This is a genomic window from Vibrio sp. YT-15, assembly GCF_033337445.1.
GTDB classification, from domain to species: domain Bacteria; phylum Pseudomonadota; class Gammaproteobacteria; order Enterobacterales; family Vibrionaceae; genus Vibrio; species Vibrio alginolyticus.
Window position 1 is genome coordinate 527,574 of sequence record NZ_JAWOQR010000002.1, and the last position, 18,989, is coordinate 546,562.

Here is an 18,989-nt window from a genome sequence, read left to right on the forward strand (position 1 = left end):
ACTTTCTCCGTGATTAACCGTAACTCAACACTAAGCCGTGGGTGAGCTTTGTCCAGCCGTCAAGCAAGACAAAAAGCAACAATTTGAAGGGGAGGGAAATCGTCATTGGCGATACCATCATCATCCCCATCGCGAGTAGGATATTCGACACAATTAGGTCAATAGCGATGAACGGTAAGTACAACAGAAAGCCAATTTCAAAAGCGCGAGTAAGCTCGCTGACGGTAAATGCGGGCAGTAAGAGCAATAAACTGTCCGACTCTAAACGGTCTACGTACTTCTGTGGCCACAATGTGCGTGCAGCATCAGTGAAGAATATGGCTTCGGTTTCCCGAATATGCTTTTTCAAAAATTCTCGATAAGGCTGTAAACCGCTTTCAATGAGGCCTTCTACACTTGCAGAATCTTCAAGGGAGATATCATGCTGCTTTACGTAGTCGTAGGTTTCAAACCCGACGGGAGCCATGATGAAAATTGACAGAATGATGGCCAATCCGTAAAGCGCCATATTCGGCGGAATTTGCTGTACACCGAGAGCGTTACGCAGCAGTGAGAATACAACGGCGAGTTTCACAAACGACGTCGCCATCATGGCGATAAATGGGATCAGTGCCAGCAGTGCTAAGCTGACAATGAGATTGAGCTCGTCGGGTAACTGGATCATGCTGGCTCCTGCGTGCCACCGAACAGCTCCAGTACGCGCACACCTAAATGTTCGTTAACATTAACCAGTTCACACTCACCAATGATTTTGCCGTTGGCACGCAATGTTACCGGCTTAGATACAGGCTGGTTTAGCTCGAATACGTACCCTGGTTGAAGCTGGTTAAGCTGTTCTAGCGTGATGGTTTGATGGCCGATATCAAACGTGAGTTCCACAGGCAGTTGCTGGTGGTCGGTTAACATTTCTGAAGCGTTTACGTCATTCATATTGGTTTCTTTTTCAATAATGTGAAGAGTTTGGTCATCTAGCTGGCAGCGCCAGAGATTCTGGTTAGATACTTGAAAAATGGCTTGTTGCTTGGCGATGTAACCATCGTCAAAAAAGATGACATCTCCCAGCTCGAGCGAATTAAATTCGCTTAACGTCAAATGGGTCCTTCCAAGACTTAACCACACAGGTAAAGCGAGGTGTCGAGCTTGTAGAGCAGCGCTGTTTGGTAGCGCATCCAACAACACGTCTGATCCTTCGCTAACCCACAAACAAAGAGAGCCGTTAGGCTTATTGAGGGTTAACATTAAAGCATGCTCTTGGGCCTGGCTCGCCTCTAACGGCTGTAGTTGACTAAGAATGGGTAACTGACCAAATAGCGCTTTGATTGCCTCACTATGCGGTTCTATCTGTGAGCTCAAAAGTGCTAACTGGAGGGAGTTAGGCAGGGACTCAAACGCAGTAGCATTTAAGGTCGATTTCAGCCAATGTTGGAGCTGCGCACGAGAAAAGTCTACTTGTAGGGTTTGCCCTCCAATCAACGTGGTTAAACGGAACCCTTCAAATGAAGGGATTTGAGCAACAGTAATCGATACGCTCTGACCATCAGTCCCTTGGAAGTGGCACTGTTTTGCACAAAGTTGATTGCTGAGCGCGATACTTTCTGCATCCACTTTGGGGATTATTAACGGCGTCATAGGTCATTCTCCGCTTGCCATTCTTCATACACGCTGCGTTGTTGGCGTGAGTGTTGTTGTTCATGTTGTTGTTGATCGAGCTGTTGAGTTTGTTCGCTGATCGCTAAGCGAAGTGGCTGCTCACCACCGAATCGGTTTAGCCGTTCAGCAAGATCTTGTCTAGCTTGCTGGCTAATAATGGAAAGGGCATGCTCTTGTCGAATCGTCACGCTATACCCTTGAGCGTCCAACTTGATGTGGATCTCACCACCTTTTAATTGTCCTTCACTTAGAAACAGCCGAACCTCTTTGTTGTCCGATACGGTTGGCAGAGCAACATAGATTTTGTCCACCAATTGCTGGAGTAATTGGTTTACGTCTCGCGTTGGGCTTGGTTGAGCCTGCGAAGCAACACTTTTTAGGATGACATCGCCTTGTGTTACCGCACTTGCAAAGGGTTGAGAAGGCACTTTTTCTTCATCCGTTTTAACGGTGACTAGTGCGCTTTTCGTCACGATTTTTTCAAGAGGCTTGGTTTCAGGCAGGCCACCAGTTTGGTCTGGTCGTTTGCCTGTATTCTGTAGCGGCGGAGTCGCACGCTTATTGTGCGTTTTTTCAGTTTGCTTTTTCGTTAAGCCAACAATGTTAATCCCATATAGAGCGAGCTCTGTCTCTGTCGAACTTTGGGGAAGCAAGCCAGATTCAAACGTAGAGAGACAATCCGGCGAGGTATGTTTATCCATCGGCGTCGGTTTATCATCTTTCAAATGAGCTTGAGCTTGAAAGTGAGGATCAACACGCTCAGTAGAAGGGGAGCTTAGAACTGTGTCGCCATCGTTTTTTCCATCATTTTTAAGCAATTTATTGTTTTCGCTAATTATTTCTTCGCTATTTGCTGCGTCGTCTTGCGGTTTCTCTATATCTCTCTTAGTGACGACGTCACTTTTACCTTTTAAAGTGGAGGTGTTTTTGTCAGCGTTGGCTTCTTGGTTCGATGAGTTAGGTTTCTTATCTAGACCTTGAGATGTCTTATGCCTTAGCGGTATGTCTTCTTCGCCAGTATGATTTTTTTGGGGATTCCCAACGATAGACTCCTTTCCCTTGCTAGGCTTCTTCGTCATTGCATGCTCGAATTGTGATTGAAGCTCGGCCTCCTTCTCGAGAGGCACTTGTTCCGGCGTTGATTTGTGCAGCGTATTCGATGTTTCAGTTGTTGGGGTAATGCGCATAGTGAACCTTTAGATAATGTCGACAGTGCGAAACTCTTCCTGTTCGAGTTCTTCTTGGTATTGCCTTTCTCGCGATTTTTCCGCGACTTCTTGTTGCTGCAACTGAACGAATTTTTCTTTGGTTTTATGGGCTTGTCGCGCCTCTTTTTGCTTTTCTTTAAGTGCCGAGCGTTCGATTTCAAGCGCTTTTTTTGACTCGGCCACACGTTGTTTAAGTTCGGCTTCTCTCTCTCTTAACAACGCGATTTCTTGTCTTAATGTTTCTAGCTCTTTGAGAACGAGCGTTTGTTGTTTTGCTTTAGCAAAACGTCGCTCTTCTTCTTCCTGGCGCCAAACGTGATAGTCCGCGACAGAACGTTCGGCCTTTTGAACCTGTGCTGCGGCGTTTGACACTCGGTATTCTTGACGCTTGACGGCTTTATCCGCACGGTCAGCGCGAATTTTTTTGATTTCTAATAAACGTTCTATCATTGTTTCGCCATCCCTTTAAGTTGAGCGATAGCGCCATCAAGATCGCTTGGTTCATGAGTGCCTTGGCGTAAAAAGGCGCGTATATCATCACTTTGTGCAATGGCCATATCTGCTAGGCTATCTGCGCCATGTTGGTATTCGCCAATTTTGATTAGCAGCTCAACTTCTTCATACTTAGCTAACATTTCGCGAATATGAGCAGCAGACGCCTGATGATCGGGTTCAACGATTTGATTCATCACTCGGCTTGCTGACCGAAGTACATCAATGGCGGGGTAATGGTTCATTGCCGCAAGTTTGCGCGAGAGAATGATGTGCCCATCTAAAATGGAGCGAGTTTCATCCGCGACAGGCTCTGTCATGTCGTCACCTTCCACCAACACGGTGTACAGTGATGTAATTGATCCTTTGTCTGATTGTCCAGCTCGTTCCATCAGCTTTGGCAAAGCGGCAAAAACGGAAGGCGGATAGCCACGTCGTGTTGGTGGCTCGCCTGCGGCTAGTCCAATCTCCCTCTGTGCGCGGGCGAAACGCGTTACAGAATCCATCAGCAGTAGCACGCGTTTACCTTGGTCACGAAAATATTCTGCGATAGAAGTGGCAACAAAAGCGGCTTTGGCGCGCTCCATTGCTGGGCGATCAGAGGTAGCGACCACTAAAACCGATTTGGCCATTCCTTCTTCGCCTAGGTCATGCTCAATAAACTCGCGCACTTCGCGTCCGCGTTCACCAATTAAGGCGAGAACGGTCACGTCAACTTCTGCGGAGCGAATCAGTTTTGCCAGTAGGGTACTTTTACCCCCGCCAGCCGCTGCAAAAATACCCATGCGCTGACCTTCACCACAGGTCAGTAGCCCATCAATGGATCGAACGCCAAGAGAGATTGGCTTTTCAATTAGTTTACGTTGCATTGGTGGTGGCGCATCGCGATAAACAGGATACCAAGCACTTGGTTCCTGACTTTGCGTGCCATCGAAAGGACGCCCAAGCCCGTCAAGCGTTGTACCTAACAGGTGGTCGCCAACACCCACTTCGTGCATTTTACCCATTGGGCTTACTTCTGTATTTGAGGAAATCCCAAACATATTTCCTAACGGGGTGAGCAAAGCGTGATGCTGCTGGAAGCCAACCACTTCCGCTAACAAAGACAGAGTTTGATCGGGATTACGCAACTCACACAGTTCACCTACACGAACGCCAGGGACGACAGCTTTGATAATGGTGCCGGTGACTTGTGTAACGCGCCCGCGAATTTGGATCAAACGCGTGTGTTTAATCGCAGATTGTTGGATATCAGTGATGTATGAGAAATCGTTCAAGGTAAAAAATATGCGCAATGATTGATGCTGAGAGGATAGAAAGTATAAGAATCAATTTATAGTGAATATCAGTCGGGAGTTTTTAGAAAACTGAAAGTGCACTAAAAAAACACGTCTGATTTTGACAGCTTCAACAAAGCGCACTTCCTATAATTCGCCTGTATTGTGCGGAAGGAGTGCAAGTGAATGAGTATTATCAACAATCATATCGCAACAAATCCAAAGTTTGATGCGTCTATCCAAAACGGGTTGGAATCGTCTCTCCCCGACGTTTCACAAAAAGGCAATTATCGCGGTGAAACCGTCCGTGTTCACAATGCCACACAATCACTTTTTGATGCGATGGAAGAACTCACTTCACTCGGTTCCGAAAAAGCAGAGAAAGATCTGACCAAGCGCAAAGTGAAAGACAGTGGTGTTCGAGTTAATGAAGCACATGAACTCGTTTCGGACTATTTAAGAAAAGTCCCTGATCTTGAAAAGAATCAAAAGATCAAAGATTTGGCTACAAAAATGGCGGGAGGAAATATCTCGACCATCGCGCAATTACAAGCCTACTTGAATGGGTTTTCCGAGGAGAAAAGCCATCAATACCTCGCGCTAAAAGCCGTTAAAAAGTTTTTGAGTGCGAGTCCAGAAAGTAAACACCTACTAGCGCTGATTGACCAAGCACTTCTAAGAATCGAGCAAAACCCAGATACATGGTCTCAAATTGATACGGAAATCCGTGTCTCAAATTTTGCTGATGAATACAGCCAAGAGCAAGAGTTTAGCTCTTTGCATCAGCTGCGCGGCTTCTACCGCGATACCGTTCATAGTTATCAAGGGCTCGGCGCGGCTTATCAAGATGTTGTGGCGCGCTTTGGTGAGCAGGAGGTATCGACCGCTGTTGACTTTATGCTGCAAGGCATGAGTGCAGATCTTAGTGTTCAAGGTAGCAGTATCGATTCGGTTAAGTTGCAGTGGTTGATGTCCGATATGCAAAAACTCAAAACTCTAAATACGTTGCAAGATCGTGTGAGTCAGCTGTTCCAAATGTTTAAACCGGAAAAGACGAATTATGGCTTATCAAGTTTCTAATTTGATGGCTGATGTGATTGCGTTGGTAGAGCAGCGATGGGTAAGCAGTGATGAGATATGGAAAGTCGCCAACGCAATGGAATTGACGGCGGTAGAACAAAAAATCGATTTTTTTCGAGAGTTCCATAAGTTAGTTCGCGCAATCCCAATTGACGTATTCGCCGATGAAGAACAACGACAGAATTTAATCCAAGCGGTACAAAAGGCGCTAGACGAAGCCATTGATATAGAAGAAGAGGAAGCGTGGGAAGATGAGTTGGATTGATGCATCCGTCGATGAATTTTGCCGAGGAATGGGGCTCGATGCCGTCGATTTCTCATCAGCTGGACGGGTGCAGCTGGATTTTGAGCAAAGTGGTACGCTGCATATTGAGCGACAGGGTGAGCAGTTATTCTTGATGTTGTCCCGAGCGTTATCTTGGCATCAAACCAGTGACATGATTCAAAGTGCACTGTGTTTGTGTCATGCCGATCAAGGCTGGCCTTTCGAAATTAAAACCGGCTTGTTAGATGAACAAACTCTGGTTTTTTCAGCAAGGCTAAATGGAGAAGAAGTAACACTTCCGACCTTAGAGCAAGCGTTTACGCTTTTGGCTCGTCTACATAACGATGTGGCAGGCTCATGACTCGAGTCAGCACTTTAAACGTAGGCATCGAAGCCTTTACGCATGTTACTCATAGTGAAGTTAAGGCCGATTTCCCAGAGCGATTTCAATTGCTTCCTGATGGTCAGGCGGTCGCTACACATTTAGAGAAGCTCTATGACCTCCGGCCTTCAGACCAATATCTCATCGCGTTAACTAAGCCCAAGCTGCTGCACTCAGAGTTGTTGCGTCCAGAAAAATACCGTCAACAATTTGATGAAACGTTAGCTCAGCTGCAAGTTCTTGCACAGGATTCAGGCTCCGCTTCTTTTATCAAAGCATCTGAAACGCTACAAAGTACACAACTTGATCAGCGTTACCTCACTATGGCGCTCAATCTCCTTATCCAGGTCTAACCAACATGTTGAGATCCAAAGACATTGAACTCTTACTTGTTCACGCTGCGCTACAAGTTCAATACCAAAAGCCAGAGCATGCCATTTCTATTCTCGATGCGGTTCTAGAAATAGAACCGCAGCACAAAGAGGCGATGCAAACACTTGCTGTGGCGTGTTTACAAAGTGGTCGATATACCCGGGCGATTGAGGTGTGTGAGCACTTATTAAAATCCGACCTTCATCCTGACTCGGCAGGACTCTGGTTTTGTTTAAGCCAAGCGCGTTGGAAACAAAATGACGTCGATGGCGCCCGTCAAGCGCACCGACGCTATCTGCAATCTTTAAATAGTGAATCACATGAATAAGTTGATCGATATTCTAAACAAAGTAGGGCAACGCAAAGACATCATGCTTGCGGTGATGTTACTCGCGATCGTCTTTATGATGATATTGCCACTTCCTACCGCACTGGTGGATGTGCTGATTGGCACCAACATGAGCATTGCGGTGGTGCTGCTTATGTTAGCGATTTACATCACCACGCCACTTGAGTTCTCTGCGTTTCCTGCGGTGCTATTGATCACGACATTGTTTCGTCTGTCTTTATCTATCACGACAACCCGTTTGATCTTGCTACAAGGCGATGCTGGTCAAATCGTTTATACATTCGGTAACTTCGTTGTGGGCGGTAACTTAGTGGTCGGTATTGTTGTGTTCCTGATCATTACCATTGTTCAGTTTATGGTGATCACCAAAGGCTCAGAAAGGGTAGCAGAAGTTAGTGCGCGCTTCTCACTCGATGCGATGCCTGGTAAGCAGATGAGTATTGACGGTGACATGCGTGCCGGAGTAATTGACGTACACGAAGCTAGGCACCGACGATCACTGATTGAAAAAGAAAGCCAAATGTATGGCTCGATGGATGGCGCGATGAAGTTCGTTAAAGGCGACTCCATTGCGGGTCTGGTCATCATTGTGGTCAACATCTTAGGTGGCGTCACGATCGGGGTAACGCAAAAAGGCATGAGTGCTTCTGAAGCACTTGAGTTATTTGCGATTTTGACCGTTGGCGATGGTTTGGTATCGCAGATCCCGGCACTCTTTATCGCGATTACCGCCGGTATTATCGTGACGCGTGTTTCCCATGAAGACTCTTCTGATCTTGGATCGGATATTGGTGGGCAGGTGATTGCTCAGCCACGAGCGCTTCTTATTGGTGGTGTGCTTTTGGTGCTGTTCGCACTCATCCCTGGGTTTCCAAAAATCACTTTTCTGGTCTTGGCCGCCGTGGTTGGTGGTGGTGGTTTCTTCCTTTTCTATCAACAGAAAAAACAAGCTGAATCAGATAGCACCGACTTATCAAGCTTTGTTTCGCAAGGGGCCGGTTCGCCAGCAGCGAAGCCAAGCAAACCTACGCCTTCTAGAAACAGTAAAGGTAAGTTAGGTGAGCAAGAAGAGTTCGCCATGACGGTCCCGCTGTTGATTGATCTTGACGCGAGCCTTCAGGAAAGCTTGGAAGCGGTCGCATTAAATGAAGAGCTAGCAAGGGTGAGGCGCGCACTATATCTCGACCTCGGCGTGCCTTTCCCGGGTATCCACCTGCGTTTTAACGAGGGGATGCAAAATGGCGAGTATTTAATTCAGTTACAAGAAGTTCCGGTTGCACGAGGACGAATTGTAAAAGACCAACTCTTGGTGACAGAAGGGAATGAGCAGATCGACTTATTAGGCGTGCCTTATGAGCAAGATGAAGATTTTCTACCCGGTATTTCTAGCATTTGGGTGGCACAGAGTTATGAGCAAAAACTCGTAGCCAGTCATGTCGGTTTTCTCACACCCGACAGGATTTTAACGTACCACTTGTCTCATGTTCTCAAGGAGTACGCACAAGACTTTATTGGTATTCAGGAGACGCGTTATCTGTTGGAGCAGATGGAAGGCAGTTATTCGGAGCTAGTCAAAGAGGCCCAGCGTATTGTTCCGTTGCAAAAAATGACGGAAATCTTGCAACGCTTGGTTTCTGAAGACATTTCTATCCGAAACCTTCGCGTGATCTTGGAAGCGATGGTTGAGTGGGGCCAAAAAGAGAAAGATGTTGTACAGCTGACGGAGTACATTCGTTCCAGCTTAAAACGTTACATTTGCTACAAATACGCAAGCGGACAAAACATGTTGCCCGCTTACTTATTGGATCAAAATCTCGAAGACACAATACGCAGCGGTATTCGTCAAACCTCAGCAGGGAGTTACTTGGCGTTAGATCCGTCAGTAACGCAACAATTTGTCAGTGATGTGAAACAGACCATTGGTGACTTAAGCCGCATGCCGAATAAACCTGTGCTAGTTGTGTCTATGGATGTACGCCGATATGTGCGAAAGCTTATTGAATCGGAATACTACGATCTGCCCGTTTTGTCATTTCAAGAACTAACCCAGCAAATCAATATTCAGCCACTGGGAAGGGTGGGGATGTAATGAAAACAAAACTAATACTCTCGCTGGCGCAAGCGGGGATCGAAGTGACGCCATACTTTTGGCAACAAAGTGAAATTCAACTTGGTTATCGAATTGAAGTTGAGGGCTTAGAGCTCGTTTTTCGGGTGGAGGACGGTGAAATCATCATCGTTCTTCTGAAACGCGTTCGTCCAAAATTGGGGTTGAGTAACCCCTTTGCCGGCTTATTTCTCTTGGCTGAACATGCCATTCAACTTTATCCCTCCGATTGGGTCATTCGCGGCAACGTCGATGTGTTACGTGGTAGCAACATGAGCAGCCAGCGATTGGCACAGTTCTATCTAAAAGCATGCGGTGCAAGCCATGATGAGCTAGACGACTGGTACTGTTTACGCCTAGCAGATTATAGACCTTTGAAAAAGTTGAAAAAGTAAAAACTCACGACTGTTACTGACAGCACCGATGAGATGACCCGCTTTAAGATAGGAATCAAGATGAAGCAACCGTTTACCGATGCGATTGAGAACGCTGAGCTTGCCATTAGAAAAGCTGAAGACAGAACCGATATTTTTAACGAGCTATTGGAAGGCTTAGGTGTTGGTCCTGTTGCGGGGGATGTTTTACTTGGCGGCATAAAAGCGCCAGTAGATACCATGAAACGTGCAGAGCAAGAGCTAATAGACGAAGTCCAGCGCCGCCGGCAACAACAAAATCAGCTACAAGGTACGTCAGGTAAACGCAGAAAGCGTCCCACAGTGATGCGCGGCATGATGATTTAGAGGTTTGGAAATGACGAATATGAAAACGACTGGCTCTACGACAGGAGCAACAGACACAGCTGCGAGTAGTGCACCATTACCCACTTTCCAACAAAACTTGATAGAGGCATTTACCCCTGTACTGGGTGAAGCAGAGACTCAGCAACTTGCCTCGATAATCTCTTCATTGCCAACTATCTCGGGACAAACGGAATCACAAAGCATCGCGCTTTATGTTGATACGCTTGAAAACCTAAAAGCGAAAAATAACGCGTTTGCTGGTATATCATTGACCGACACCGCATCTGTTTGGCTAAAGTCGCTACAAAGTGCTAACTCAGATGGTGAATTAACCGCAGCCGAGTTTAATGCTCAAACAAACCAAACGCTATCAAATCAGTTTCAGTCTTGGTTTAGTAAGTTACTGACGGAAAACGTAGATAGCTCGTTATCTACTGAGTTTGTTAGTCAATTTAATCTGGGCACTCAGAGTAACCAAGCGGAGCAGATCGCCAACCTCTCCGAGACAGGTCTGGCTAATGCCACCAAAGAAATTTCTCTTTTTGTTGCAGAGCTTGCTAATCAAATGGGCTCCCGTGAAGTGAGAGATGCTTCTATTTCTTTTCTTCGCAATGCCTTTAGTAGCTTAGGTACCGTTAATCTCGCGCAACTGAAGAGCTCGGATTTTCTGTTGACTAAAGAGAGTTTCGCTCTTCAAGTCTCAGCTCAATTAAAAAGTAGTTTTCAAGGCATCGGTATTACTTTAAGCACCGATGACGCAAGTGCGCTAGCTAGCAGAATTACCTGGACTCCTGGTATTTCTAAACAGCAGCTTAAAGAAGCGTTAGATGAAATGGCCGCTCAAGTGAAAGGCCAATATAGCGCAGCTTATGGTGAGGCGAGTGGAACGAACAATCTAAAAGCAGCACTTAACACTGTTATTGGTGGAACTGAGCCTTTGACCCTTTCTAGCTTGTTCGCCAACTTCGCGGTGAGTTTAACAAATATAGAAATCGACGACTTTTACCAGGACAGAGCGATAGCCGATGTCCAAAAGACACAAATAACGGCAGCTCAAGTTAATTTGATCAAAGAAAACACCGAACGAGATATCCGATTACAGTTTGAAAAAATAGTAAAAGGTGAATCTACCGGGGCTTCATTTACTGAGCGATACGAGGCATTGCGCAAGAACTTAGGGGCATTGAAAGAGCGTCTACTCAATATCACCGATAAAGAGAAAGCGGATCGCGAGGTGAGAGCAGAGCACTCTCTAACGGCTCGTGATTTGTTGGCCGTTGTTGAGTCCAGCATTGGAGACCGTTTTGATGAGCAAGTGCTGCTTGCGCTAAATGAGCGTCGTGTTAACCGTTTAGAGAAACGTAATGATCAGAAAGAGGCATTAGAGGATCTCACAATACAGCTTAAAGTTTTTGGTGTTGTGCAATCAAAAATTCACTCTACGCAAAGTGTTGATGGGGTTTATAAACCGGGATATCCAGAAAGTAACTTCAAAGCGAGTGACTTTAACTACAGCAATCAAACGGATTTTGAAGCTTCACCTGAGTACAAGTATTTGACGGATAATAAAATAACAAACCATCGAGACTTCCTTCAAACACAAGGTATTACTATCGGTGATGGTGCGTCGTACCAAGACGAAGAGAAGTCGAAAAAACTGTCTAATTTTTCTAGTTCTGTCAGTGCTAAATCCAAGTTGCTTAACGATGAAGTGCAAATCAAAACCACTGAGCTGAACGACACCAGTTCTCAATACAACTCGACCGTTGAAGCGATGAACAAGTTTGTTCAGAAGTACCACAGTATTTTACAAGAAATCCTACGAGCCATTTAAGGATAACCAACCATGACTAAAACAAACGCGACCGATCCATCTCAAATGCAAGCAGAAGAACTGCTGTCTTTTTTGGAAGAGGGAGGCACGTTAAAAATGTTGCACGATGTGTCTCAGGACACCATCGAACATATTTATGCCGTAGGTTACAACTTTTTCCAATCGGGAAAGATTGAGCAAGCAGCGAAAGTATTTCAATTACTCAGCATGCTTGATCATTATCAGGCGCGATTTTTCATTGGCCTTGGCGCGGCTCGTCAGGAGTTGGGTGAGTATCTGCAGGCAATAGACGCCTACAGCTACGCAGCGCTAGTGGACGTAAATGATCCACGCCCACCTTTTCACTCTGCTGAATGTCACCTTAAACTGGAACAACTGACAGAAGCAGAGAGTGGGTTTTACAGCGCGAAGGAGATGTCTGCCGGAAAATCACAATATGCAGATTTGCATGAGCGTGCAGGCATCATGTTAGAAGCGGTGAGAAATAAAAAGGAGTAATTAGACTATGAGTTCTATTGCACTTGACCGCATCCAGACACAGGTTTATAGCCCTGAATCTGGCCAAGTCACGTTAGATAACGTGCAGAAAACGGCGTCTACAGCGACGCCTTCTGTGACGGTAGAAAACGTGAAGAGTAAAGATGCAGATGTACTGAACACCGGAAAAGTAAAAGTTCAGTTAGATGCACCTAACGCAGCTGTTAGTGACAAAGTGAATGATTTGACGCTAAAAGCCATGGCACAGCTGCAAAAGATCGTCGATACCATTGCAAAATCTCTCCATGCAGTTGCAGACCAAACAGGTTCGATTGCCGTCAAAATCATCGCAGGATCTGCTGATGATTTTGAAGTAGAGCTTGCTGCTATCACGGATAAACTGAAAAGTGCTCAAAACGAGCTGAAAATTCAGGAAGTGAAGGTCGCAAAAGCTAAGCACGAAAAAGAGATGGTGGAAAACCAAGACAAAATCAAAGAATCGGAAGCCGCTGCAAAAGAAGCCCAAAAATCAGGCTTAGCAGCGAAGATCTTTGGTTGGATCAGTGCGGTGGTTTCTATTGTTGTTGGTGCCGTAATGGTGGCAACGGGTGTTGGTGCAGCAGCCGGTGCACTTATGATCGCTGGTGGCGTTATGGGAGCAGTGAGCATGGCGCTGCAAGAGCCAGCCGTTCAAGATGCGCTAAAAGAAGCGGGCATAAATGTCGATGTGCTAAACAAAGTCGTAATGGCATTAGAAATCGCCGTCGCGGTTATTGGAGCTGTTGTAACGTTTGGTGGTGCAGCAGCTGGCGGTATCGCGAAACTTGCAGCAAAAGGTGCTGGTAAGGTAGCTCAAAAGGTCACGGAAATCGCTACGAAAGCCGCTGCAAACATGGCGAAAGTGGCGGATATGGGCACAAAAGCTGCGACAACAACAGCGAAAGCGATTCGTTATGGCGCAGAAACCGTCGATCTTGCCGTCAATGTGGGTAAAGGCGCAACGGACAGTGTCCATGCTGCTAACAATGCTCACGTGACAGAGATTCAGGCTGATATCACAGACCTTCGAGCCAAAATGACGTTAAGCCAGGCTGTCATTGATAAGCTCAAAGAAGAGATTGGTAAGTTGATGGAAGACTTCCAAGAGTTGATGAGCCTCATCATGCAAATGATTCAAGCGAAAAGTGAAACTATGCAAACGGTGTTAAGCCGTCCTGCAACGGTATAAGGAGTTTATTATGCTAGATAAAGTAGGCGGAACGGGTCGTGGTGAACTATACGGTTTAGGCGATACCATTAAAACCAACAAAGCAGAAAAAGCGCCGGAAACAAAGCTTGAAGCGGGCGCCGTTAAAAGCCAAAGTGAGTCAGATGTTTCTGGTGCAGCACGCTACCAGTTAGAGACACCTAAAGCTCCTACAGTGAGTAACCAAGCTCAAGTTGTTGCAAACCTAATGAGCGCTCTTGCACCGACGGTGAACTCATTAATGAGCACAACGATGAAAGCGCTTAACGGTGAGGAGGTGATCAAGTCACCATCAGATGCGGTATCACAATCTTTGACGCTATTAACATTGTTGTATCAAGTATCAAAGCTGAGCCGTGAGCAGCAAGTGCTACAACGTGAAATTGCTGTTGAAGCAAACGTCGCGAGTTTAGAAAGCCAAGCGGCAGAACTAAACAACTCGGCAAGCGCGATGATCGCGATGGCAGTCGTTTCGGGTGTACTAGCGGGTGCTACCGCAATTATTGGTGCCCTTGGTTCTTTCAAAGCAGGGAAAGAAATCAAGAATGAAATGGCGAGCAATAATGTACTTAAAACGCAAAAAGCTGGCTTCGATCAAGCAGAAGAGTTATTAAATAACAATAGCTTGTCTAAAACGCAGCAAGATCAGGTTAAGCGTGCGCACTCACTAGCGAAAGACAATATCGCAGACACGACAGCGCAGCTGACAAGTGGTGGCCGTAAGTTCGATAAGTTGATGAGCTCAAACCAAGCGAAGAACGCGATTCTTCAAGCTTTGGGCCAGATGGCAAACTCAGCATCGAATGTAGAGCAAACCAAAGCGCAAGCGCGCAGCAAAGATGATGAAGTACAAGCGACTCGCGCACAAGCAGCCAAACAGAAAGCCGATGAAAACATTGGTTTCCAAGAAGGCTTATTGAAAGAACTACGTGACTTGTTCCGATCTATCTCAGATAGCCAGAACCAAGCGTGGCGAGCATCAGTCCCAACGGTGTAACCATCCGTTTCACTAACTACAAAGCGTTGTTTATACAACGCTTTTTTTATGGGATTCAAGTCTAAATGCTATTTATCAGTAGGTTAAGTTGATAAAAAAGTATATATCTATAAATCAACCACCAAGGATGAGAACTCAAACGTTATCAAATTGTTAACGATTGCTATACTTAAACGGTCATCAACACAAGTAAAAGGGATGTTCAATGTTTAAGTTTAAGCAAATCGCACTTGCTGCTTCTTTAGCGGCACTCACAACAGGCTTTTCTGCGTCTGCGGAGGAAACGTTTGTCACGATTGGTACCGGTGGCGTAACAGGGGTTTATTATCCGACTGGTGGCGCTATTTGTCGCTTGGTTAACAAATCGCGAGAAGATCACGGTATCCGTTGTTCGGTAGAAAGTACTGGGGGGTCGATTTATAACATCAACACTATTCGTGCTGGTGAATTGGACCTCGGTATCGCGCAATCAGACTGGCAGTATCATGCTTACAAAGGAACCAGTAAGTTTGAAGAAAGCGGGCCTTTTAAAGAGCTGCGTGCCGTATTCTCCGTTCATCCAGAACCGTTTACTGTCGTTGCACGTAAAGACGCGAACATCAAAACTTTTGATGACTTGAAAGGTAAGCGCGTCAACATTGGTAATCCTGGTTCTGGTCAGCGAGGTACTATGGAAGTGCTAATGAACCAGTATGGTTGGAGTAACGACGACTTTAAGCTTGTCTCTGAGTTAAAAGCAGCAGAGCAATCAAAAGCACTTTGTGATAACAAAATTGATGCGATGATTTATACCGTTGGTCACCCAAGTGGAGCGATTAAAGAAGCCACTACGTCGTGTGATAGTAATATCGTAACGGTAGCTGGACCTAATGTAGAAAAACTGGTTGCAGACAACAGCTTCTATCGTGTCGCAAATGTCCCAGGTGGTATGTATCGTGGCACAGATAGTGATGTTCAAACCTTTGGTGTGGGCGCGACGTTTGTTTCCTCTACTGCTGTACCAGAAGATGTGGTTTATAACGTGGTTAAAGCGGTATTTGAAAACTTCGATGATTTCCGCCGTCTCCACCCAGCGTTTGCAAACTTGAAGAAAGAGGAAATGGTAAAAGACGGTTTATCTGCGCCTCTTCACCCAGGTGCGCTCAAATACTACAAAGAAGTAGGGCTGATTAAGTAAGCGTTACTTTCTCTTATTATTGATGTAAAACGCCATCTTTCTCGAACAATGCCACTCGTTTAACTGCGAGTGGCATATTTCTATTTCTCGTCATCCTGTACAGCGACGAAGGAGCGTGATACAGGATCTTCCATCCGAGCACTTTGTGATCAAAATGGTTTCATTAGCCGCTCAGTGTAGTGCTATTAGATTCCTAACCTCGCTGGAGTGACACAAAAAATCGTTAAGCCATCTGCATTAATCTTTCGCGCTGGCGTTTTTGTAGGAGTGTTATCCACTTGTACAAGTTTTGCTTAAACATAAACATCAATGAAAAAGTAGATAGTGATGAGAATAGAAGAAAGAGCAACAAACCCTTTAACATGATTGGGATTCAGTTGACGAGATACACGAGCTGCAAGATACCCACCTACCAACGTACCGACCAAAACAACACTACCTGTGCGCCAGTCAATGGAGCCATTGGCAACAAAAATCACGATAGCAATGAGTGAAACACACGTAGATACGAGCAATTTCAAACCGTTCATTAAATTAATGTCTTGGTGGCCAGCTACTACCAGATAGCTCAGAACAATAACCCCTAAACCTGCGTTGAAAAAACCACCGTAAGCAGAGACACTAACAAGTAGTAAACCCAACGCGATTGCTCCGAGTATGCCAGCATGTTTGTGCTCTTTCGCGACAGTTTTGATTAGCATTGTTAAACGAGAACCGGTGAGAAAAAGCACGGTGGCAAATAAGAGTAACCAAGGGATGGCTTCCATAAATAGCGATTCTGGCGTGTTGAGCAACAGATATGCTCCGACAGCGCCGCCGACTAAACTGAATGAGACTGTGAACAGCAGTTCATGCTTGTTCTTCATGATCTCTTCTCTGAACCCGACGGCTCCACTAATGTAACCCGCACATGAAGCATATGTGTTTGTTGCGTTAGCCATAATAGGAGGAACACCAACTGCCAATAGAGCCGGAAAAGTAATAAAGCTTCCGCCTCCCGCTATGGAGTTAATGATCCCACCAATTACGCCAGCAATGAATAAAAGTGAGAGTTCTAAAAGCATAAACAATCCTTGTTATGTTCTTTTTCATTGTTAGAGCTTCAGATGATCTAACCTACATGCTCTAATGTTCTGATATGAGGTTTACTTTACCCGCTCTAAAACAAAATTGTTCAGTTCTGTAACGTTTTTGATGACATGAACGGCTTTACTTTGAGAGTACCCTTCGAGGCGATACATAAAGTCATCATTCCAGAATGCGGGGCATTGCTGAAGAACTTTGTAGCTTTGTAACGTTCCTTTCAGTACCGAACTACCATCAGGCCAACCTTCAGGTTTTATGAATAGTCCTTTAAGGAGACGTTTCGTCACAAACCAATAGCTTACGGAGTATGGTAGATCAATATAAATGAGAGTATCGGCTGCATCTAAACGAGCGTTGAAAGAGCTGATCGGTCCAAGGCCATCTATAATCCAACGATCTGAGCTTAGTATATTGCTATGGGCTTCATCAAAAACGTTACGCTCGACGGGATCACCGTTTGGTTTATAGACTATTGAATCTAATTGATGAAGAGGAAGACCGGTAGCAGACGCGATTGCTTTACTTACCGTCGATTTTCCACTGCCGGGTTTACCAAAAACTGCTATTTTTTGCATTGTGACCGCCTCCAAGAGAGCTTTTCCCATACGGTAGAGACAGAAAACCCACCCATAGCGGAGTATATAGTAAAAAGAATGTCTATTCGTGAGTGAGTGAGTGACAACCCTTTAATAGCAATGCTTCTTATGGGACTTATAAGCGTACATACTATGTATAATAGTGTGTACGCTTTTTTGTCCCTGAAGGCTTAGCAAGGAGATGGCCTCACTGCGTGAAACCATCACTCTGCCAAAAGGGTACTTAAGGGACATGATGGTAAAGTAAAATAATCAAGCCACTCCTGACGCTCGCGCAGCTCACTACTCGCTAGGTATTTATGATTTTTCTTGACCATCCGCTGAAACACGTTTCTGGACATTTCCGAGTTACGACGCTCAGGACATTCTGGTTTTTCGGATAACTTCTAAAACCGAAAAGTATACCAACTATCTACATACCGCAGACCAAATTCGCGCACCCAGTACAGTAACAACATAAAGATCAGAACCGTGAACTTACAAATAGTTTAATCTGATTTGTTCAACAAAGACCATGTGATATTGTGTTTTGGGATTATGCGCATGTTTGCATCTACTCCCGTGGTGAAATTTCAATTTCAAGTGAAGGGTTTTATGGCGAAAACAATTAGATTTGCACCTAAAGATGATAACTTCAAAGATTACTTCACTAGAATCTTTCAGTCATCAAATGTCAATTTCATACTAGGGGCTGGTGCTTCTAATCCAGCCATAATCGTTGCGGGTAATATAGAAGATCAAATTCAAAACTTGTACAACGAAGGTAAGATAGAGGAAGCGAAACGCAAAGAATATGATTTTATACTTCAAGTGCAGACACCAACAAATTCACTGATTTATACTGGAGACATACCTCGCCCTCCACCGATCTCTAGTGTGCTCACCCACTATAAGAAGTTCTTTGAAAACATAGGGAAAATGCTAGATCGAAGAAGAAATAACCTTCTACCTAAGAAAGTGAACATCTTCACTACCAATTATGATCTGTTCATAGAGAAAGCAGCCCTAAGCTACAAGAACATTATTTTAAATGATGGCTTTAAAGTTAAGTCAACTCTTTCTGAGTATGAATATGACACACGTAGTTTCAGTCGCGTCAGTTATGAAACAAGCTCCCTATACGACTACAAGGTAGAGATACCTTCAATCAATTTGATTAAGATGCATGGCTCCATGTCATGGAAGATCTCAAATCCTAAGTCATCAAATGAAAAGCTTGTTTACGAGGTCGAACAAAAAAATCTTCCACAAGAAAAAGACTTATCTATAGCCGAGATTGAAAAGGAACTCGAAAAGTACCACCTTATCTTCCCTAAAAAAGAAAAGTTCAAAACAGTTCTACTTAACCACACATACTATGACTTGATGCGCATATACTCTAATGAGTTAGATAAAGAACAAACAACACTTATTGCATTCGGTTTTTCATTCCTTGATGAACATATTCAAGAGCTCACGAAGCGTGCATTAAGAAACTCTACTCTAAAGCTTGTTATCTTTGCATATAGTAATGAGGGTAAAATATCTCTAGAAAAGATATTTGATCGACACAATAACGTAGATATCGTCTATGGCTTGGGTGATGAAAGACTTGACTTCGCAAGGTTCAATGAGGCACTTGGGTGTTGCCTACCTCTAGAGGTTGCTCAATGAC

The 18,989-nt window shown here is 44.9% G+C and carries 21 protein-coding genes; 14 read left to right on the top strand and 7 right to left on the bottom strand.

Annotated features, from left to right (window positions below; genetic code table 11):
* Window positions 1-13 precede the first annotated feature (13 nt).
* The 5 genes from vscR to vscN are packed head-to-tail and all read right to left on the bottom strand — an operon-like array spanning window position 14 to window position 4,627.
* Entirely contained in the window at window positions 14-664 is a 651-nt protein-coding gene (gene vscR / locus R7D93_RS06570) for a SctR family type III secretion system export apparatus subunit VscR (RefSeq protein ID WP_005377232.1), read from the bottom strand.
* A complete protein-coding gene (gene vscQ / locus R7D93_RS06575; protein ID WP_213898670.1) occupies window positions 661-1,629 on the bottom strand; it encodes a SctQ family type III secretion system cytoplasmic ring protein VscQ in 969 nt (322 codons plus the stop codon). The genes vscR and vscQ overlap by 4 nt, the downstream gene beginning before the upstream one ends.
* Complete coding sequence (locus R7D93_RS06580) at window positions 1,626-2,837, bottom strand: type III secretion system needle length determinant (protein ID WP_225496952.1); 1,212 nt, start codon at window positions 2,835-2,837, stop codon at window positions 1,626-1,628. The genes vscQ and R7D93_RS06580 overlap by 4 nt, the downstream gene beginning before the upstream one ends.
* A 9-nt stretch (window positions 2,838-2,846) precedes the next feature.
* Complete coding sequence (locus tag R7D93_RS06585) at window positions 2,847-3,308, bottom strand: type III secretion protein (RefSeq protein ID WP_005377236.1); 462 nt, start codon at window positions 3,306-3,308, stop codon at window positions 2,847-2,849.
* On the bottom strand, window positions 3,305-4,627 hold the full coding sequence (gene vscN / locus R7D93_RS06590; protein WP_137282053.1) for a SctN family type III secretion system ATPase VscN: 1,323 nt from the start codon (window positions 4,625-4,627) through the stop codon (window positions 3,305-3,307). Before vscN ends, R7D93_RS06585 begins: the two co-directional genes overlap by 4 nt.
* Window positions 4,628-4,813: 186 nt before the next feature.
* Here vscN and sctW point away from each other — a divergent pair, with 186 nt between their 5' ends.
* The 13 genes from sctW (at window position 4,814) to R7D93_RS06655 (ending at window position 15,653) form a co-directional block, all read left to right on the top strand.
* On the top strand, window positions 4,814-5,707 hold the full coding sequence (sctW, locus tag R7D93_RS06595) for a type III secretion system gatekeeper subunit SctW (RefSeq protein WP_225496954.1): 894 nt from the start codon (window positions 4,814-4,816) through the stop codon (window positions 5,705-5,707).
* On the top strand, window positions 5,688-5,972 hold the full coding sequence (locus tag R7D93_RS06600) for a TyeA family type III secretion system gatekeeper subunit (RefSeq protein ID WP_005377239.1): 285 nt from the start codon (window positions 5,688-5,690) through the stop codon (window positions 5,970-5,972). Before sctW ends, R7D93_RS06600 begins: the two co-directional genes overlap by 20 nt.
* Window positions 5,959-6,333, top strand: a complete 375-nt coding sequence (gene sycN / locus R7D93_RS06605) for a type III secretion chaperone SycN (RefSeq protein WP_137282051.1) — start codon at window positions 5,959-5,961, stop codon at window positions 6,331-6,333. The genes R7D93_RS06600 and sycN overlap by 14 nt, the downstream gene beginning before the upstream one ends.
* Window positions 6,330-6,707 carry a type III secretion system protein VscX gene (gene vscX / locus R7D93_RS06610; RefSeq protein ID WP_005377246.1) on the top strand — a complete coding sequence of 126 codons (378 nt, stop codon included), beginning with the start codon at window positions 6,330-6,332 and terminating at the stop codon, window positions 6,705-6,707. The genes sycN and vscX overlap by 4 nt, the downstream gene beginning before the upstream one ends.
* A gap of 5 nt (window positions 6,708-6,712) precedes the next feature.
* Window positions 6,713-7,054 (top strand): type III secretion system chaperone VscY, encoded by a 342-nt coding sequence (gene vscY, locus R7D93_RS06615; protein WP_005377248.1) that lies wholly within the window; start codon window positions 6,713-6,715, stop codon window positions 7,052-7,054.
* Window positions 7,038-9,164, top strand: coding sequence for a SctV family type III secretion system export apparatus subunit VcrD (vcrD, locus tag R7D93_RS06620; RefSeq protein WP_086013006.1), 2,127 nt, complete (start codon window positions 7,038-7,040; stop codon window positions 9,162-9,164). Before vscY ends, vcrD begins: the two co-directional genes overlap by 17 nt.
* On the top strand, window positions 9,164-9,577 hold the full coding sequence (locus R7D93_RS06625) for an LcrR family type III secretion system chaperone (protein ID WP_053304394.1): 414 nt from the start codon (window positions 9,164-9,166) through the stop codon (window positions 9,575-9,577). The genes vcrD and R7D93_RS06625 overlap by 1 nt, the downstream gene beginning before the upstream one ends.
* 60 nt (window positions 9,578-9,637) lie before the next feature.
* On the top strand, window positions 9,638-9,922 hold the full coding sequence (locus R7D93_RS06630) for an LcrG family type III secretion system chaperone (RefSeq protein ID WP_005395092.1): 285 nt from the start codon (window positions 9,638-9,640) through the stop codon (window positions 9,920-9,922).
* A gap of 10 nt (window positions 9,923-9,932) precedes the next feature.
* The gene (locus R7D93_RS06635; RefSeq protein WP_282572859.1) at window positions 9,933-11,756 is read left to right on the top strand and encodes a virulence-associated V antigen; all 1,824 of its coding nucleotides are present in this window, start codon (window positions 9,933-9,935) and stop codon (window positions 11,754-11,756) included.
* A gap of 12 nt (window positions 11,757-11,768) precedes the next feature.
* Complete coding sequence (vcrH, locus tag R7D93_RS06640; RefSeq protein ID WP_005377258.1) at window positions 11,769-12,254, top strand: SycD/LcrH family type III secretion system chaperone VcrH; 486 nt, start codon at window positions 11,769-11,771, stop codon at window positions 12,252-12,254.
* Between the two features lie 7 nt (window positions 12,255-12,261).
* Window positions 12,262-13,461 carry a type III secretion system translocon subunit VopB gene (gene vopB / locus R7D93_RS06645; RefSeq protein WP_225496956.1) on the top strand — a complete coding sequence of 400 codons (1,200 nt, stop codon included), beginning with the start codon at window positions 12,262-12,264 and terminating at the stop codon, window positions 13,459-13,461.
* Between the two features lie 10 nt (window positions 13,462-13,471).
* Window positions 13,472-14,476, top strand: a complete 1,005-nt coding sequence (gene vopD / locus R7D93_RS06650; RefSeq protein WP_213868252.1) for a type III secretion system translocon subunit SctB — start codon at window positions 13,472-13,474, stop codon at window positions 14,474-14,476.
* Between the two features lie 205 nt (window positions 14,477-14,681).
* The gene (locus R7D93_RS06655; protein WP_005388171.1) at window positions 14,682-15,653 is read left to right on the top strand and encodes a TAXI family TRAP transporter solute-binding subunit; all 972 of its coding nucleotides are present in this window, start codon (window positions 14,682-14,684) and stop codon (window positions 15,651-15,653) included.
* A gap of 293 nt (window positions 15,654-15,946) precedes the next feature.
* Here R7D93_RS06655 and R7D93_RS06660 read toward each other — a convergent pair whose 3' ends face one another.
* Both R7D93_RS06660 and R7D93_RS06665 read right to left on the bottom strand, forming a co-directional pair.
* Complete coding sequence (locus R7D93_RS06660; protein ID WP_213868253.1) at window positions 15,947-16,717, bottom strand: sulfite exporter TauE/SafE family protein; 771 nt, start codon at window positions 16,715-16,717, stop codon at window positions 15,947-15,949.
* 81 nt (window positions 16,718-16,798) lie between these two features.
* Window positions 16,799-17,314, bottom strand: coding sequence for an adenylate kinase (locus R7D93_RS06665; protein WP_054728525.1), 516 nt, complete (start codon window positions 17,312-17,314; stop codon window positions 16,799-16,801).
* 564 nt (window positions 17,315-17,878) lie between these two features.
* On the opposite strand from R7D93_RS06665, the gene R7D93_RS06670 reads away from it, so the two are divergent.
* Window positions 17,879-18,988: an SIR2 family protein gene (locus R7D93_RS06670; protein WP_053307031.1), complete on the top strand. Its 1,110-nt coding sequence runs from the start codon at window positions 17,879-17,881 to the stop codon at window positions 18,986-18,988.
* Window position 18,989: the final 1 nt, after the last annotated feature.

What these genes read in the sequence shown, in the direction of transcription:
- R7D93_RS06600 (WP_005377239.1), top strand. Translation starts at nt 5,688, where the DNA reads ATGGCTTATCAAGTTTCTAATTTGATGGCTGATGTGATTGCGTTGGTA.
- sctW (WP_225496954.1), top strand. Translation starts at nt 4,814, where the DNA reads ATGAGTATTATCAACAATCATATCGCAACAAATCCAAAGTTTGATGCG.
- R7D93_RS06635 (WP_282572859.1), top strand. Translation starts at nt 9,933, where the DNA reads ATGACGAATATGAAAACGACTGGCTCTACGACAGGAGCAACAGACACA.
- vscQ (WP_213898670.1), bottom strand. Translation starts at nt 1,629, where the DNA reads ATGACGCCGTTAATAATCCCCAAAGTGGATGCAGAAAGTATCGCGCTC.
- R7D93_RS06580 (WP_225496952.1), bottom strand. Translation starts at nt 2,837, where the DNA reads ATGCGCATTACCCCAACAACTGAAACATCGAATACGCTGCACAAATCA.
- R7D93_RS06655 (WP_005388171.1), top strand. Translation starts at nt 14,682, where the DNA reads ATGTTTAAGTTTAAGCAAATCGCACTTGCTGCTTCTTTAGCGGCACTC.
- R7D93_RS06585 (WP_005377236.1), bottom strand. Translation starts at nt 3,308, where the DNA reads ATGATAGAACGTTTATTAGAAATCAAAAAAATTCGCGCTGACCGTGCG.
- vopB (WP_225496956.1), top strand. Translation starts at nt 12,262, where the DNA reads ATGAGTTCTATTGCACTTGACCGCATCCAGACACAGGTTTATAGCCCT.
- vscY (WP_005377248.1), top strand. Translation starts at nt 6,713, where the DNA reads ATGTTGAGATCCAAAGACATTGAACTCTTACTTGTTCACGCTGCGCTA.
- vopD (WP_213868252.1), top strand. Translation starts at nt 13,472, where the DNA reads ATGCTAGATAAAGTAGGCGGAACGGGTCGTGGTGAACTATACGGTTTA.
- sycN (WP_137282051.1), top strand. Translation starts at nt 5,959, where the DNA reads ATGAGTTGGATTGATGCATCCGTCGATGAATTTTGCCGAGGAATGGGG.
- R7D93_RS06665 (WP_054728525.1), bottom strand. Translation starts at nt 17,314, where the DNA reads ATGCAAAAAATAGCAGTTTTTGGTAAACCCGGCAGTGGAAAATCGACG.
- vscR (WP_005377232.1), bottom strand. Translation starts at nt 664, where the DNA reads ATGATCCAGTTACCCGACGAGCTCAATCTCATTGTCAGCTTAGCACTG.
- R7D93_RS06630 (WP_005395092.1), top strand. Translation starts at nt 9,638, where the DNA reads ATGAAGCAACCGTTTACCGATGCGATTGAGAACGCTGAGCTTGCCATT.
- R7D93_RS06670 (WP_053307031.1), top strand. Translation starts at nt 17,879, where the DNA reads ATGTTTGCATCTACTCCCGTGGTGAAATTTCAATTTCAAGTGAAGGGT.
- vscX (WP_005377246.1), top strand. Translation starts at nt 6,330, where the DNA reads ATGACTCGAGTCAGCACTTTAAACGTAGGCATCGAAGCCTTTACGCAT.
- R7D93_RS06660 (WP_213868253.1), bottom strand. Translation starts at nt 16,717, where the DNA reads ATGCTTTTAGAACTCTCACTTTTATTCATTGCTGGCGTAATTGGTGGG.
- vcrH (WP_005377258.1), top strand. Translation starts at nt 11,769, where the DNA reads ATGACTAAAACAAACGCGACCGATCCATCTCAAATGCAAGCAGAAGAA.
- R7D93_RS06625 (WP_053304394.1), top strand. Translation starts at nt 9,164, where the DNA reads ATGAAAACAAAACTAATACTCTCGCTGGCGCAAGCGGGGATCGAAGTG.